The sequence below is a fragment of the Pelovirga terrestris genome (genome assembly GCF_014773365.1).
GTDB classification, from domain to species: Bacteria; Desulfobacterota; Desulfuromonadia; order Desulfuromonadales; family Geopsychrobacteraceae; genus Pelovirga; species Pelovirga terrestris.
This window is the reverse complement of the sequence record NZ_JACWUN010000017.1, coordinates 19,370-33,833: the sequence shown is the minus strand read 5'-3', so window position 1 is coordinate 33,833 and position 14,464 is coordinate 19,370. Positions and strand designations below refer to the sequence as shown.

General features: G+C 54.2%; 13 protein-coding genes, 1 tRNA gene and 1 pseudogene. 8 read left to right on the top strand and 7 right to left on the bottom strand.

Annotated elements, in window-relative coordinates:
• Positions 1 to 54: 54 nt before the first annotated feature.
• Both ICT70_RS13000 and ICT70_RS12995 read right to left on the bottom strand, forming a co-directional pair.
• Complete coding sequence (locus tag ICT70_RS13000) at positions 55 to 504, bottom strand: hypothetical protein (RefSeq protein ID WP_191157326.1); 450 nt, start codon at positions 502 to 504, stop codon at positions 55 to 57.
• Positions 504 to 1,574, bottom strand: a complete 1,071-nt coding sequence (locus ICT70_RS12995) for a type IV pilus twitching motility protein PilT (RefSeq protein ID WP_191157324.1) — start codon at positions 1,572 to 1,574, stop codon at positions 504 to 506. The genes ICT70_RS13000 and ICT70_RS12995 overlap by 1 nt, the downstream gene beginning before the upstream one ends.
• Positions 1,575 to 1,987: 413 nt before the next feature.
• On the opposite strand from ICT70_RS12995, the gene ICT70_RS12990 reads away from it, so the two are divergent.
• Positions 1,988 to 2,497 (top strand): hypothetical protein, encoded by a 510-nt coding sequence (locus tag ICT70_RS12990; RefSeq protein ID WP_337906859.1) that lies wholly within the window; start codon positions 1,988 to 1,990, stop codon positions 2,495 to 2,497.
• On the opposite strand, the gene ICT70_RS12985 is transcribed toward ICT70_RS12990, so the two are convergent.
• The 3 genes and pseudogenes from ICT70_RS12985 to ICT70_RS14975 all read right to left on the bottom strand — a co-directional run.
• Complete coding sequence (locus tag ICT70_RS12985; RefSeq protein ID WP_224747046.1) at positions 2,425 to 3,192, bottom strand: hypothetical protein; 768 nt, start codon at positions 3,190 to 3,192, stop codon at positions 2,425 to 2,427. The two genes, ICT70_RS12990 and ICT70_RS12985, sit on opposite strands and share 73 nt — an antisense overlap.
• 42 nt (positions 3,193 to 3,234) lie before the next feature.
• Positions 3,235 to 4,287, bottom strand: a complete 1,053-nt coding sequence (locus ICT70_RS12980; protein ID WP_191157322.1) for a linear amide C-N hydrolase — start codon at positions 4,285 to 4,287, stop codon at positions 3,235 to 3,237.
• Between the two features lie 309 nt (positions 4,288 to 4,596).
• A pseudogene (locus tag ICT70_RS14975) lies at positions 4,597 to 4,913 on the bottom strand (IS481-like element ISGme9 family transposase); the annotation flags it as partial.
• Positions 4,914 to 5,401: 488 nt separating this feature from the next.
• Here ICT70_RS14975 and ICT70_RS12970 point away from each other — a divergent pair.
• The 7 genes from ICT70_RS12970 to ICT70_RS14965 are packed head-to-tail and all read left to right on the top strand — an operon-like array spanning position 5,402 to position 13,673.
• Complete coding sequence (locus tag ICT70_RS12970; RefSeq protein WP_191157318.1) at positions 5,402 to 5,617, top strand: helix-turn-helix transcriptional regulator; 216 nt, start codon at positions 5,402 to 5,404, stop codon at positions 5,615 to 5,617.
• A gap of 6 nt (positions 5,618 to 5,623) precedes the next feature.
• Complete coding sequence (locus tag ICT70_RS12965) at positions 5,624 to 7,756, top strand: type I restriction-modification system subunit M (RefSeq protein ID WP_191157316.1); 2,133 nt, start codon at positions 5,624 to 5,626, stop codon at positions 7,754 to 7,756.
• Entirely contained in the window at positions 7,756 to 8,808 is a 1,053-nt protein-coding gene (locus tag ICT70_RS12960) for a virulence RhuM family protein (protein WP_191157314.1), read from the top strand. Before ICT70_RS12965 ends, ICT70_RS12960 begins: the two co-directional genes overlap by 1 nt.
• Positions 8,809 to 8,811: 3 nt before the next feature.
• Complete coding sequence (locus ICT70_RS12955) at positions 8,812 to 10,143, top strand: restriction endonuclease subunit S (RefSeq protein ID WP_224747051.1); 1,332 nt, start codon at positions 8,812 to 8,814, stop codon at positions 10,141 to 10,143.
• Complete coding sequence (locus tag ICT70_RS12950) at positions 10,130 to 11,173, top strand: PDDEXK nuclease domain-containing protein (protein ID WP_191157309.1); 1,044 nt, start codon at positions 10,130 to 10,132, stop codon at positions 11,171 to 11,173. Before ICT70_RS12955 ends, ICT70_RS12950 begins: the two co-directional genes overlap by 14 nt.
• A complete protein-coding gene (locus ICT70_RS14970) occupies positions 11,170 to 12,351 on the top strand; it encodes a type I restriction endonuclease (protein WP_224747045.1) in 1,182 nt (393 codons plus the stop codon). The genes ICT70_RS12950 and ICT70_RS14970 overlap by 4 nt, the downstream gene beginning before the upstream one ends.
• Positions 12,324 to 13,673, top strand: coding sequence for a type I restriction enzyme subunit R domain-containing protein (locus ICT70_RS14965; RefSeq protein WP_224747044.1), 1,350 nt, complete (start codon positions 12,324 to 12,326; stop codon positions 13,671 to 13,673). Before ICT70_RS14970 ends, ICT70_RS14965 begins: the two co-directional genes overlap by 28 nt.
• Before the next feature lie 67 nt (positions 13,674 to 13,740).
• Here ICT70_RS14965 and ICT70_RS12940 read toward each other — a convergent pair.
• Both ICT70_RS12940 and tadA read right to left on the bottom strand, forming a co-directional pair.
• Positions 13,741 to 13,828 (bottom strand) — tRNA-Ser (locus ICT70_RS12940).
• A 10-nt stretch (positions 13,829 to 13,838) separates the two neighbouring features.
• Positions 13,839 to 14,327, bottom strand: a complete 489-nt coding sequence (tadA, locus tag ICT70_RS12935) for a tRNA adenosine(34) deaminase TadA (protein WP_191157307.1) — start codon at positions 14,325 to 14,327, stop codon at positions 13,839 to 13,841.
• Between the last annotated feature and the right edge of the window lie 137 nt (positions 14,328 to 14,464).

Sequence of the window (14,464 nt, the reverse complement as noted above, 5' to 3'; positions counted from 1 at the left end):
TAGACCTGACCGCGAGCTATTTGCTCGTGACAATCGATCCGATCCGACGACAACTTAGTCAGTTACCCGCAATATTTTTTTGCGGGCAATATAAACCACCCGTTCATTGTCCAGAAATGGCAGAAACCGTACTTTTTGATTGAGAAAATCTTTGACCCGACTTTTATTCCCCGGCAAATTAACAAAAATTCTCGCTTCAATAGCAGCACCAGCAACCGGCTCAACCCGTACGCGATGTTCCTCTCCAAGGGTCAGCAACGGATCAAATTCCAGCTCAGCAGAGAGTGAGACTGAAACCGTCTGTTCCAGATTAACCAGTTGCACCTGACCGTCGCGGCGTAGCGGCAGGAAGGTCTCCTCATCGTTGAGAAGTTCACCGACCCGCTGCGGCCCGGTCAGGTAAACCCCCTGCAACTGCAGGAAGGTTTCACCATGGATGCGCAATCCATTTACCATCACCAGTTCCACTTCGCAGGTTTCAACAATAATCCGTTGATCATCCATTATTGACCTCCAGCCGCGGTATTCTGTGACATAAACTGCCCCTTATTCGTGGCAAAACGGGCTGCTTCTTCGACCGACACCTTCTTGTCATGGATCAGCTTCTGCAACGCCTGATCCATTAACTGCATACCATCCTTGCTGCCGGTCTGAATAATCGAGGGAATCTGGAAGGTTTTTCCTTCGCGAATCAGGTTGGCCGCAGCAGCATTAACCTTGAGAATCTCCAGCGCCGCGCAGCGTTTGCCATCCAGGGTCCGCAATAACTGCTGAGCGACGACACCACGCAACGACTCTGCCAGCATGGTTCGGATCTGTTCCTGCTGGGTCGTGGGGAAGACATTGACCAGGCGGTCGACGGTTTTGGCAGCACTGCTGGTGTGCAGGGTACCAAACACCAGATGACCGGTCTCCGCCGCGGTAACTGCCAGTTCAATAGTTTCCAGATCACGCATTTCCCCGACCAGGATAATATCGGGATCCTCGCGCAAAGCGGCTTTAAGGGCGCTGGCAAAACTACGGGTATGAACCCCGACTTCGCGTTGATTGATCAGACTTTTCTGACCATGGTGGACAAATTCAATCGGATCCTCAACGGTCAGAATGTGCTCACTACGATTGCGGTTGATATGATCAATCATCGCCGCCAGGGTGGTTGATTTACCGCTGCCGGTTGGGCCGGTAACCAGCACCAGCCCCTTTTTGAAATCACAGAAGTCCAGCACCCCCTGGGGCAAGCCCAACTGCTCCACCGTTAAAATATCTGCCGGAATAATCCGGAAAACGGCACTGACACCAAGGCGTCCCATGAAGATGTTGGCGCGAAAACGCGCCTTAATAGACTCAGCTTCGTAGGCAAAATCAAGATCGTGGCGTTCTTCGAAATCCGTTCGCTGGGCTTCGTTCATAATCTCGTAAACCAGGGCACGATTCTGATCACCGTTAAGCACCTGGTTGATGGCCGGTCGCAATTGTCCCGACACGCGGATGAGCGGCGGATTGTTAGGTGACAGATGCAGGTCGGAACCACCTTGCTGCTGAAGAATCTGGAAGAGTTTTTCTATTTTTGCCATGGAAGCACCTCTTTATTGCAAAGCCTTTATCAAACTGGAATCCTATCAGGAAATGCAAAACAAATCACAGCTTGCTATTCAAAAAATTTCAGTTTTTTTCAGCATTGTCCGGTTAGGTTTTTGCGCCACGGCGTTTTCTCTGTTTTCGGTTTCATTGTTTGACCTTGCTCTTTTTATTTTGTGCTTTTGCTATCTGTTCTGCACCGGGTCAGAAATCCTATATCACGGGACGCGATTGTTTCCCGATGGCCCTGCGCAAGGATAGAGCTGCATAGTTACAGTAAAATTAGATGAACTTACTTGCCCTATGTAATTATTTTAATGCAAAACATCGCTATGATAATTATTGCAGACCTTACTGGTAGGGTTTTTGATGTTGTTACTTTGCCAATCTGATCATGTATGTGTGTACTGTGAATCCACTTATTGACAAGTTGTTCGATGGTTATAGGCGGATAAGAAAAGAGAATCGTATGATTGCTGTCGAAGTAGCAAATCATGATCACTCATTGACGATGGATGAAGAGTCGAAGGAAGGAAGGTCCCTGACCTTTGACCAGGCCAGCGAAGGCTACGGCATTGAAATCCGCCATGTCATTGAGATTATCGGCATTCAGCCGATCCAGGTCGCCGATTCCAGTCAGGCCCTGTCGCAAGGTGCCACCGTATCCGCCAGTTCGCTGGAAGAGATTTCAGCATCCCTCAATCAACTCTCGTCGCAAACCGAGACCAATGCCGAGAACGCCAACACCGCCAATCCGCTTGTTGGCGTCACGCACCTCCTTGTCCGCAACGTATTGCTTGCCAGTGCCTGGCGGTGCGTTCTGGAAGCCCGATACCTGGACCCGGATCAAAACTGCCAGGTCACTCCCAGTAGCGGTCCGGACATGGTCACGTCCGCACGAGTACCACCACTTTTATAATCCACGGTCAACTGGCGAAAGCCCGCCGAAGCGTAGAGATGTTGATTGACCTGATAATTGAGGGTCGCGAGCACCTGGCTTGTCATCTTCGAACCTACGCCATAGCCTCCCACATCACCATAAAAAATGGCGGACCACTGCGGCAACAGACGGACATTGGCGCGAGCAGCCACGATCGGGTCGATAAAATTGAAACTTTTAGAATAATTGACGCCGGCAACAGGGATCTTCACAGCACTGTGCAGCCACCAGGCTCTGGCGCCTACCAGGACATCAAAGCGGATGCGCTCGACATCAACCAGGCGATACCCGGCTTCGAGAGTAAGGGATGTCTGGCGTATTTCACCTTCGGCGGGAACACCATTCGGTAAGCGGCCTTTTTTTGATAAGGATGCGTAACTGAAGTCACCGAGCACAACAAGACGGTCATGACGCGCAAACCCGGAAAGAAAAAAGGCACCCTCCAGATCATTAACAATTTCAGAAAAAGAGTCGTCTATCGAGACAGTCGGTCCTCCACGAAAAGGAGTAATGTCTCCGCCGACTCCGGTTGCCCAGAGATAGGGAGTTACTTGACCGCTCCAGCCATCGGCAACCACCGCACTGGCCGTTCCCATGAGAATCCCTAGTGAGAACACCAGCATTAAACTAAGATCACGAAGCCGCAGCAGGCCTGGGGTGATTGGTTTTATCATCTCATTTTCTCCAGAAACGCCAACAAAAACGGATTGTCACCGCTACAGTCCCTGAAACTTAAAAGGAACAGCTTTCTTAAAAGACCTCAGGGCATCACCAGCATATACCTGGCCCTCGTCGAGGCTGAGCTTGAGGACACTGGCCTTGTTACTGAAATCAACCTTTTTAAGATCAACCCACAGTACATTCGGTGTCATGACATTTTCAAAGTAGTAAACAAGCCGCTTCTGGTCGGCAACGACCCGCCACTGCGTGCTGGAAATATGCGGCTGGTCTGCTGAAGATATACCGTAGGGAACGGAAACATTTCTGATCACGCTGAACACGCTTGCTACGGCTATATGGGGATCGCTGGTTTGGGGAATGGCACCAATGTAATAGGAGGCACGAGCAAAACGATCAGCGGGCCTGTTGGTTCCCGGCAAAAACACGGTACCTGGAATGTGTTCCCAATAGCCCTTGATGGCCAACTGCTCCTCATAGACGGGATCGTTTGTCATGACCTGGTACGATGGGTCGTGATGGATAACTAACTTGCCATTGATATATTCCAGAATAGCGCTATCTCCGGTCGGATCGGAAAGAGATAGATGGACAGTAGTAAACTTATCCGTTCCGGGGATAAAATCCGTGACAACAACGAACTCCTCCTTGCCAAGAGAATTCACCGCCTCAGCAACGGTGGCAAAGTTGTCGAGAGCATACTGGGCCCATGCCGCAATTGTAATGCCTTTTTCTTTACCGGACGGGTCAAAAGCAGGATACTGCGATGTCACGAGCCACAGAAGATTGGCGACCAGTCCTTTCTCATTCATGCCGTCCGGCGTGGCAATGTCCCAGGAACTGGCAGCAATACTGCCATAGCGCGATGTCCATTCCAGCGAATTTGGGCCCACCTCACCGCTTCTTTTCATCCCGCGCGGGAAAATCCACAAGTTGGCAGGAATGGCGATTGAAAAATCCATTGTACGCCCGGTAAGCACGTTTTCAGCCGGACCCTTATATACCACCCTGGTACAAGCCAGCAGATCACCCGCAACAAACAAAAAAAGAACGAGCAAACTTAAAAAAGGCATAGCCTTAAAAGGTTTCATCTTGCACTCCTGTAAGGAATTGAAAAAAGCCATAGTTTCTCGATGGGAAATATAACCGCGGCAGTCTTTATTTGTCAATGTGGTGGGCCAGCATTGCCGTGCCATCCATGCCCAAATGCCCTGGGTGTGTTTGACTAGGAAGAACTGACTCCGAAACTGAGGACATTGCTGTAAAGGCTCGCAGGAAATCGCCTGCGAGCGCCTATTCATTGATGAACCGGCTGATATGCCGGGGAGCTATTAACTGTTGAGTACCACCACATCGTGGACACTTTTTAGTGCCGGGACATCGTAGACGCAACGAATAAATTATCGGATTTTGTAGTCAAACTCATCGACCTTGGTTTTTTCCAGATAGAGCTCTAACTTCTGTTCTGTGCCATCGATAGTCGCCACCAGCGTCCGAGCTTTAGTTCCGGCGCAACAGAAAACAGTTCGCCGAGGATGTTGAATTTGAGATCGCTGCGAATCAGACGAACCAAATCGTAACGGCCTGTTTCCGGTTTCTCCAGTCGCTGTTGGGGCTTTTCGTCTGGGTTCAGGAACCTCATATGTGCTTTACTCGCAGAAAGCGCCTTGATGGGAGTCTTTTCTCCAAGTTTACTGTAGCGGTAGGCGCTGTTGTGATGCGGATGAACAAGAAAATATTTGAGGCCGCCCTATTGCCGTCGTCAATCAGTGTTGAAATCTTTTCGCAGGAGAAATTTTTTTCATAACAATAGTTTTCATAGGACGCCTTTGGTTTCGTTGTGGTGACAAAATTATAAGGCATCTGTTTCCACTAAAGGAGGCAAAAATGCCTCCTTTAGTGGAATGTTTTATCCTGCTATCGTTTCGATCCACTTCCCCTGAATTTTCCCTGCGGCTGTCTCCAACAAGCTTATTTTTATAGTAGACAAATGCGTAGCGACCCTACTAATTGGAGCACCATGGTCTTGAGGAAACCCTCACCTCATCACGGTTGTCCGACATAACAAACGGCCCATATCGGCTTAAATCGTTTGATCTTCTCCCTCAAATGGGGCACAGTTGAAAAAGCATCTACTGGAGGGGGCACTCATCATACTCACGATCACTTCCCCTATCGTTTTTCAGAAAATCTGGAGTTCCATCAATGACCAATTCGGAAGATCGCTGGTTATCTATACACGAAATCTGCGAACACCTTGGCATCAGTAGCGACACTGTCTACAAATGGATCAAATTAGGGTTACCCGCCCACCGCATGGGGCGTCTCTGGAAGTTCAAGAAGGACGAAGTGGACGCGTGGATCAAGGCCGGCGGCGCGGCCGAGCCTGCGGAAACCGACAAGAAGCGCAAGGAGCAATAACGGGCTATGAACCATGTGATCCACAACAGCATCGTGAGTTTTATCTGGGGTATCGCCGACGACGTATTGCGCGATGTCTACGTGCGCGGCAAGTACCGCGACGTAATCCTGCCGATGACGGTCATCCGCCGCCTCGACGCGCTCTTGGAGCCAAGCAAGGAAAAGGTGCTCGGCATGAAGAAGCAGCTCGACGGGGCCGGAATCGCCAACCAGCACGCCGCGCTCTGCCAGGCCGCAGGCGAAGCCTTTTACAATGTATCGCCCTTTACCCTGCGCGACCTGAAGAACCGCGCCAAGCAACAGCAACTCAAGGCGGACTTCGAAGCCTACCTGGATGGCTTTTCGCCCAACGTCCAGGAGATCCTCGACAAGTTCAAGTTCCGCAACCAGATCCCCACGTTGATCGAGGCCGATATCCTCGGCCACCTGATCGAGAAATTTCTCGACGGCCGCGTCAATCTCAGCCCCAAGAAGGTAGAAGACGTGGACGGCAACGAGATCCTTCCAGCCCTCGACAACCACTCCATGGGCACCATCTTCGAGGAGCTTATCCGGCGCTTCAACGAGGAGAACAACGAAGAGGCCGGAGAGCACTTCACGCCCCGCGACGTGGTCAAGCTCATGGCCGACCTGATCTTCCTGCCGGTAAAGGGCGACATCGAATCGGGCACCTACCTTGTCTATGACGGGGCTTGCGGCACCGGCGGCATGCTGACCGTGGCGGAGGAGCGCCTCGCCGAGCTCGCCCAGAGCCACGGTAAGGATGTCTCCATTCATCTGTTCGGCCAGGAGGTACAGCCGGAAACCTACGCCATCTCCAAGGCCGACCTACTGCTTAAAGGTGAAGGGGCCGAGGCCGAAAACATGAAGTACGGCTCCACGCTCTCCAGCGATGCCTTCCCGTCGCAGGAATTCGATTTCATGCTTTCCAATCCGCCTTACGGCAAGAGCTGGAAGACCGACCTGGAGCGCCTGGGCGGAAAGGGGGACATCAAGGACCCGCGCTTTGTCACCCAACACGCAAACGACCCGGAATACAAGATGATCACCCGTTCCTCGGACGGTCAGCTCATGTTCCTGGTCAATAAGCTCTCCAAGATGAAGCACACTACCCGCCTCGGCAGCCGCATCGCCGAGGTTCACAACGGCTCATCACTTTTTACCGGCGACGCCGGTCAGGGCGAGAGCAACATCCGCCGCTGGATCATCGAGAACGACTGGCTGGAGGCCATCATCGCCCTGCCGGAGAACACGTTCTACAACACCGGCATCGCCACCTACATCTGGCTGCTGACCAACCGCAAGTCTGATACGCGCCGGGGCAAGGTTCAGCTCATCGACGCCAGCGAATGGTACGTGCCGTTGCGCCGCAACCTTGGCAAGAAGAACTGCGAGTTCTCCGAGGAGCACATCCGCGCCATCTGCGACCTGGTGGTCAATCCAGTTGAAACCGAGAAATCCAAGATCTTCCCCAACGAGGCCTTCGGCTACTGGAAGGTGACGGTGGACCGTCCGCTGCGTCTTGCCGTTGATCTGAGCCCGGCCCGGCTGGAACGGTTCGAGCGAGCGTGCGCCAAGGCCAAGGAAGAGCCGCTGGTGGGCCTTGCCCGCCGCGTGGCCGAGACGCTTGGAGCCGGTCCGCACCTGGATTACAACGCCTTCATGGACACCTGCGACATCGATGCCGACAAGCACGGCGTCAAATTCACGGCCAAGCACAAGAAGCTGCTGCAAGGCGAGCTCTGCAACACCAGCGAGGATGCCGCGCCGGTGCTGAAGAAGGTTCACAGGCCCGGCAAGACCACGCCCGACCCCATCCACGGCCTGTTCGAGGTCGAGGTGGGCGGCAAACACTGCGTGGTCGAGTACGAGCCGGATACCGCCCTGCGCGACACCGAACAGGTGCCACTGCTGGAAGAAGGCGGCATCGAAGCGTTCTTCCGGCGCGAGGTACTGCCCTACGCCCCGGATGCCTGGATCGACCCGGACAAAACTTTGGTGGGCTACGCAATCTCCTTCACCCGCCACTTCTACCGGCCCGCGCCCATGCGCACCCTGGATGAGATCAAGGCCGACATCTTTGCTCTGGAGCAGGAAACCGAGGGGCTGCTGGAACAGATTGTAGGGGAGGCGGGCTGATGAGCGATCATGGCGCAGTGCCCATTGGAGGGGAAGTTCTCGTCTATCAGACCGAGGACGGTAAAATTCGGCTGGATGTTCGTTTGGAGGACGAAACCGTCTGGTTGACTCAGCAGATGATGGCCGAGCTGTTTCAGAGCAGCAAACAGAACATCAGCCACCACATCCAGGCCATTTTTGAAGAGCGTGAACTTGAACCGGAGGCAACTGTAAAAAAATATTTGACAGTTCGCCGCGAGGGCAATCGGGACGTGCGCCGCGAGCTCGAATACTACAACCTCGACATGATTATTTCGGTCGGCTACCGGGTCAAGAGCAGGGTGGCCACCCGTTTTCGCATCTGGGCGACCCAGCGCTTGACGGAATATATCGTCAAGGGCTTCACCATGGACGTCGAACGGCTGAAGAATCCGCCAGTCAAGGGTTCCTCCGTTCCCGACTATTTTGACGAGATGCTGGAGCGCGTCCGAGACATTCGCGCCAGCGAGCGGCGCATGTATCTTCGGGTGCGGGAAATTTTCGCCATGGCCGCGGATTACGATCCAACCTGGAACGAGACCACCCGTTTTTTTAGCGTCATTCAGAACAAGTTGCACTTTGCCGCCACCGGCATGACCGCCGCCGAACTGATTAAAAGCCGCGCCGATCACCTGCTGCCCAACATGGGCCTGACCAGTTGGCAAGGCAGCGAAGTCCGAAAAACGGATATAGGCACGGCCAAGAACTATCTTCGGGTCGAGGAAATCGACGAATTGAACCGCATTGTCGTCATGTGGCTGGATTTTGCCGAAGACCAGGCCCGGCGACGCAAGCAGGTTTTCATGAAGGACTGGGAGCAGCGGCTGGACGACTTCCTCCGTTTCAACGAACGTAGGGTGCTGCCCAATGCCGGCAAGGTCACCAAGAAGGCTGCCGAGGGTCATGCCAGGGCCGAGTACGAGGAATTCGAGGTTCGCCGCCGGGAACATAAGGAAGCCATTGGCGAAGCGGATTACGTGAAGCAGTTGGAGGATGCGGCCAGGCGATTGCCAGGCGGAAAAGGAGGGGCTTAAGTGATGAAGCTGACCCCTTATCCAGAATACAAGGATTCCGGTAGCCCTGCGGCTCCGAACATTCCTGGCCAATGGGCGGTTCATCGTTGCCGATACCTATTCCAAGAGGTGGATGAACGTTCTAAAGACGGACAAGAAATCCATCTGTCGATGAGCCAGAAGCATGGACTTATTGACAGCTCAAAAATCGACAAATGGCGCTTACAGTCAGAATCATATGCCGGTGGAAAAGTTTGCCAGAATGGCGATTTGGTACTGAATAGACTGAAGGCCCACCTAGGGGTCTTTGCTCATGCGAAGCAGTCTGGTGTGGTTAGTCCTGACTACACGGTTCTCCGACCGGTTACCGATGACAATCCGAGGTTTTTTGAGATCCTTTTCAAAAGCCCCCACTTCATCACGGAGTTTACCAAATCAACTAAAGGAATCGTTAAGGGATTCTGGAGGCTTTACACGGACGATTTTTATTCAATTCGTGCCGTTGTTCCCCCACCAGAGGAACAACAACAGATTCTCAAATTTATCGATTCGCTCACCGCACGGGCCAACAAGTTCATCCGCAACAAGCGGCGGCTCATCGAACTGCTCAAGGAGCAGAAGCAGAACGTCATCAATCAAGCCGTGACCCGGGGGCTTGATCCCAATGTCAAGTTCAAGCCCAGTGGTGTGGAATGGATCGGAGATATTCCGGAACATTGGGAGGTGAGAAAGCTAAAGCACATTGCTGCGATGAAGAGTGGCGACAACCTTACTTCCGATCAGATTGCCGAAGCCGGTGCGTATCCCGTTTATGGCGGTAACGGTTTACGCGGTTACTTCACCAATTACAACAAAGATGGGAAATATCTCTTGGTCGGTCGCCAAGGTGCTCTTTGCGGAAATGTTCATCGTGTCGAGGGAAAATTCTGGGCCACTGAACACGCGGTGGTAACAGATGTGCGCTCAGGAATTTTGACCGATTGGTACTACTACATGCTGGCCGTGATGAATCTCAACCAATATTCTGAGTCAGCGGCACAGCCCGGCATCTCGGTTGAGAAAATACAGAATTTACGAACAGCATTGCCTTCGCTCGAAGAACAAGAAGCCATCGTTTCGCATATTGAGAGGGAAACAGCCACCATCGACTACACAATCTCCCGCGCCCAACGCGAGATCGAGCTGATGCGCGAATACCGCACCCGGCTGATTGCCGATGTGGTCACCGGCCAGGTGGATGTGCGCGGCATCGAGGTGCCGGAAGTGGCTGAGGACGAACTGCTGGCGCTGGAAGAGGACACCGCCGATGCCGATGACGTGATCGATGACGAGGGGGACATGGATGAAACCGACTGACAAAACCCCAAAAAACAGCCTCGGCAAACCGCAGGACTATCCGCGCCTGCTGACCGAGATCAAGGAGCGCATCCGCTCCGCCCAGGATGAAGCCCTCAAGGCGGTCAACAAGGAGCTGGTCGGCCTGTACTGGGACATCGGCCGGATGATCGTGGGCCGGCAGGCGGATGCCGAACACGGCGCATCCATTGCGGATCAGCTATCCCAGGATCTGCGATCCGAGTTCCCAGGCATCAGCGGGTTTTCCCGGCGCAACGTCTTTTATATGCGGGAATTTTACCTGCTCTACCGCGATGACGAGCGAGTGCAACCACTGGTTGCACAAATCGGCTGGAGCCACAATCTGGTCATCCTTCAGCGCTGCAAGGACCCGCTGGAACGGGAGTTCTATATCCGCATGACCCACAAGTTCGGCTGGACGAAGAACGTGCTCATTCACCAGATCGACAACCAGAGCTATGAAAAATCCCTGCTGGGCCAGACCAATTTCGACCAGGCGCTCACACCGGAACTTCGCGCCCAGGCCAAGCTGGCGGTGAAGGACGAATACACTTTCGATTTTCTAGAGCTGGGCGAGGAACACAGCGAGCGGGAACTGGAACGGGCGCTCATCGCCCGGATCGAGGATTTCCTCCGAGCTATGGGTGGCATGTTCGCCTTCATGGGCAGCCAGTACCGGCTGGAGGTGGACGGCGATGAATACTTTATCGACCTGCTGCTGTTCCATCGGCGGCTCAAGGCGCTGGTGGCCATCGAGCTGAAGATCGGCAAATTCATACCGGAGTTCGTCGGCAAGATGCAGTTTTATCTGGCGGCTCTGGACCGGCAGGTCCGACAGGATGATGAAAACCCCTCCATCGGTATCATTCTCTGCAAAGAGAAAAACCGCACGGTGGTGGAATACGCCCTGCACGATGCCCGCAAGCCCATCGGCGTGGCCACTTATGAAATCACCAAGACCCTGCCCAAGGCGCTGAAAGGTCAACTGCCGTCGCCGAAGGACATCGCTCACTTGCTGGAGGATCTATGAAACCGACCGACACCAGCGAAAAGGGGTTGGAATCAATCATCGTCACCTCTCTTGTGGAGGATGCCGGCTACGTTCAGGGTGATCCGCAAGACTATGACCGGGAACACGCCGTCGACCTGACTAAACTACTGCAGTTCATCTCCGCCACCCAGCCCGACACCTATGAGGCTCTCGGCATCGACGAGGAAGCCGACTCTTACAACCCTCGGCGCACCCAGTTCCTACACCGCTTGCAGGGCGAGATCGCCAAGCGCGGCGTGGTAGAGGTGCTGCGCAGCGGTATCAAGCACGGCCCGTCCCATGTGGATCTCTTCTACAGCACGCCGACGCCGGATAACGAGAAAGCAGCCGAGCGGTTCGCGGCCAACATCTTCAGCGTCACCCGTCAGCTCCGCTACAGCCGCAACGAAACGGCGCTTTCCCTCGATATGGCCGTGTTCATCAACGGCCTGCCCATCGCCACCTTCGAGCTCAAAAACAAACTCACCAAACAGACGGTGCTCGAGGCCGTGCAGCAGTACCAGCGCGACCGCGACCCGAAGGAGCTGCTGTTCCAGTTCGGTCGCTGCGTTGTTCATTTTGCCGTGGACGATCACGATGTGCGTTTCTGCACCCATCTCAAGGGCAAGGCCTCTTGGTTTCTGCCCCTCAACAAGGGCGCGGGCGACGGTGCCGGCAATCCACCCAATCCCCATGGACTGGCCACCGACTATCTGTGGAAGGAAACCCTCTCCAAGGAGGGCCTGACCGACATCCTGGAAAATTACGCCCAGGTGGTGGAGGAAAAGGACGAGAAGACCGGCAAAAAAAAGCACACGCAGATTTTCCCCCGCTACCACCAGTTGAGGGTAGTGCGCATGCTGCTGGCCGACGCCGCCAGGAGCGGCAGCGGCAGGCGTTACCTGATCCAACATTCGGCGGGTAGCGGCAAGAGCAACTCCATCGCCTGGCTGGCACACCAGCTCGTAGGGCTGGAGCACGAGAGCAAGGCGTTATTCGATTCGGTCATCGTGGTCACTGACCGGCGGGTGCTCGACAAACAGATCCGCGACACCATCAAGCAGTTCGCCCAGGTCTCCGCCACGCCCAGAAAAAGCTGCGCCGCTATGTGGAGTCCCACGAACACGCCATCCGCGAGAAGGCGGAGATCATGGTGGACCACTTCCACGCCCAGGTGATCGGCCATCGCAAGATCGGCGGCCATGCCAGAGCCATGGTCATCACAGGCGGTATCGTGCGAGCCATTCAGTATTATCACGCCTTCAAGAACTACCTCAAGGAGCGCAAAAGCCCTTACGCACCCATCGTGGCTTTCTCTGGTGAACATGAATATGGCGGCAAAAAAGCCACCGAAGCGACGCTGAACGGCTTTCCCAGCAGCCAGATCCCGGACAAGGTACAACAGGACCCGTACCGCTTCCTGATCGTCGCCGACAAATTCCAGACCGGCTACGACGAACCGTTGCTGCACACCATGTACGTGGACAAGGCGCTCTCCGGCATCAAGGCGGTGCAGACCCTCTCACGACTCAATCGCGCCCACCCGCGCAAATACGACACCTTTGTTCTCGATTTTTACAACGACTCGGAGACCATCAAAAAATCATTCGAGCCCTATTATCGCACCACCATCCTCAGTGACGAGACCGACCCCAATAAGTTGCACGATCTGAAGTCGGATCTGGATGGCTACCAGGTCTATTCAAAGGCGCAAATCAACGATCTGGTGGGACGCTATCTGAATGGCGCGGACCGTGACAAGCTCGACCCGATCCTGGACGCCTGCGTGGCCACCTACAACGCCGATCTTGATGAGGACGGCCAGGTCGACTTCAAAGGCAAGGCCAAGGCCTTCGTCCGCACCTACGGCTTTTTGTCCTCGATTCTGTCGTACTCGAATGCCGACTGGGAGAAGCTGTCGATCATCCTGAACTTCCTGATCCCGAAACTCCCCGCGCCCAAGGAAGAGGATCTCTCCAGAGGCATCCTGGAGGCCATCGACATGGACAGCTACCGGGTCGAGGTGAAAACCAGCCTGAAGATCGGCCTTGCCGATCAGGATGCCGAAATCGGACCGGTGCCAACCAGCGGCGGCGGCCGCAAACCGGAACCGGAACTGGATCAGCTGAGCAACATCGTTAAGGCGTTTAACGACCAGTTCGGCAACATCGATTGGAAGGACGGCGACAAGATCCGCCAAGTCATAGCCAAGGAGATCCCGGCTAAAGTGGCAGCAGACGCTGCTTACCAGAACGCCATGAAGAACAACGACAAGAAAACCGCCCGGATCGAGCACGATGCCGCACTGCAGCGCGTCATGATCGACCTCTTATCCGACCACACCGAACTATTCAAGCAGTTCAGCGACAACCCGTCGTTCAAGAAATGGTTGGGTGACACCATCTTCGGTGTGACCTATCAGCAACAAGCCGAACAATCCGCAACCTGGGCGAGCCATGTTGTCAAAGATGGTGGTGTTTTGTTTCAAAGTGCGTCATGAGTGCGTTTTTACCCCCTCCAAAAAAAAACAGGGGCTCAGCTTTTACCAGCTAAGTCCCTGTTTTTATTGGCGGAGGGGGTGGGATTCGAACCCACGGTAGCTTGCGCTACAACAGATTTCGAGTCTGTCACCTTCGACCTCTCGGACACCCCTCCGTGAGTGTCACTATTTGTTGCTTTTCTGTTCTTTCTTTTGCTCCCTGAGTCTGCGGAAAAAATCACTCAGCTGTTGACTGCACTGGTGCTGTAGAATGCCTTCGGTTACTTCAACCCGGTGATTGAAGCGCTCATCTTCGGCCAGATTGTAAATAGAGCCGGCAGCGCCGACGCGCGGGTCACGACAACCGTACACCAGCCGTGGAATCCGCGCCAGAATAATTGCCCCCATGCACATAACACAGGGTTCCAGTGTCACATACAGGGTGCAATCGAGCAGACGCCAGGAATTAAGTTCAGCCGCCGCCTGACGGATGGCGATCATCTCAGCGTGGGTGGTGGGATCATTGCTGGTCTCGCGCAGGTTGTGACCACGACCGACAATCTGATCTGCGTAGACCACAACAGCGCCAACGGGAACCTCGCCGAGTTGCTCAGCGACCAGCGCTTCAGCATAGGCCGCTTCCATAAAATCGCGGTCACGCTCTGTACCCATCATCCCTGTTTCCATGCTGCAGTGCTTCTATCACGATTATCGAAGCGGTTCAAGATCAATTGCCGCCACTCGTAAAATCCAGGTAGGCACACATAAGTTTCCGAATCGGAAATGAGGAATTTTTCGTTATGGCTAGGAAA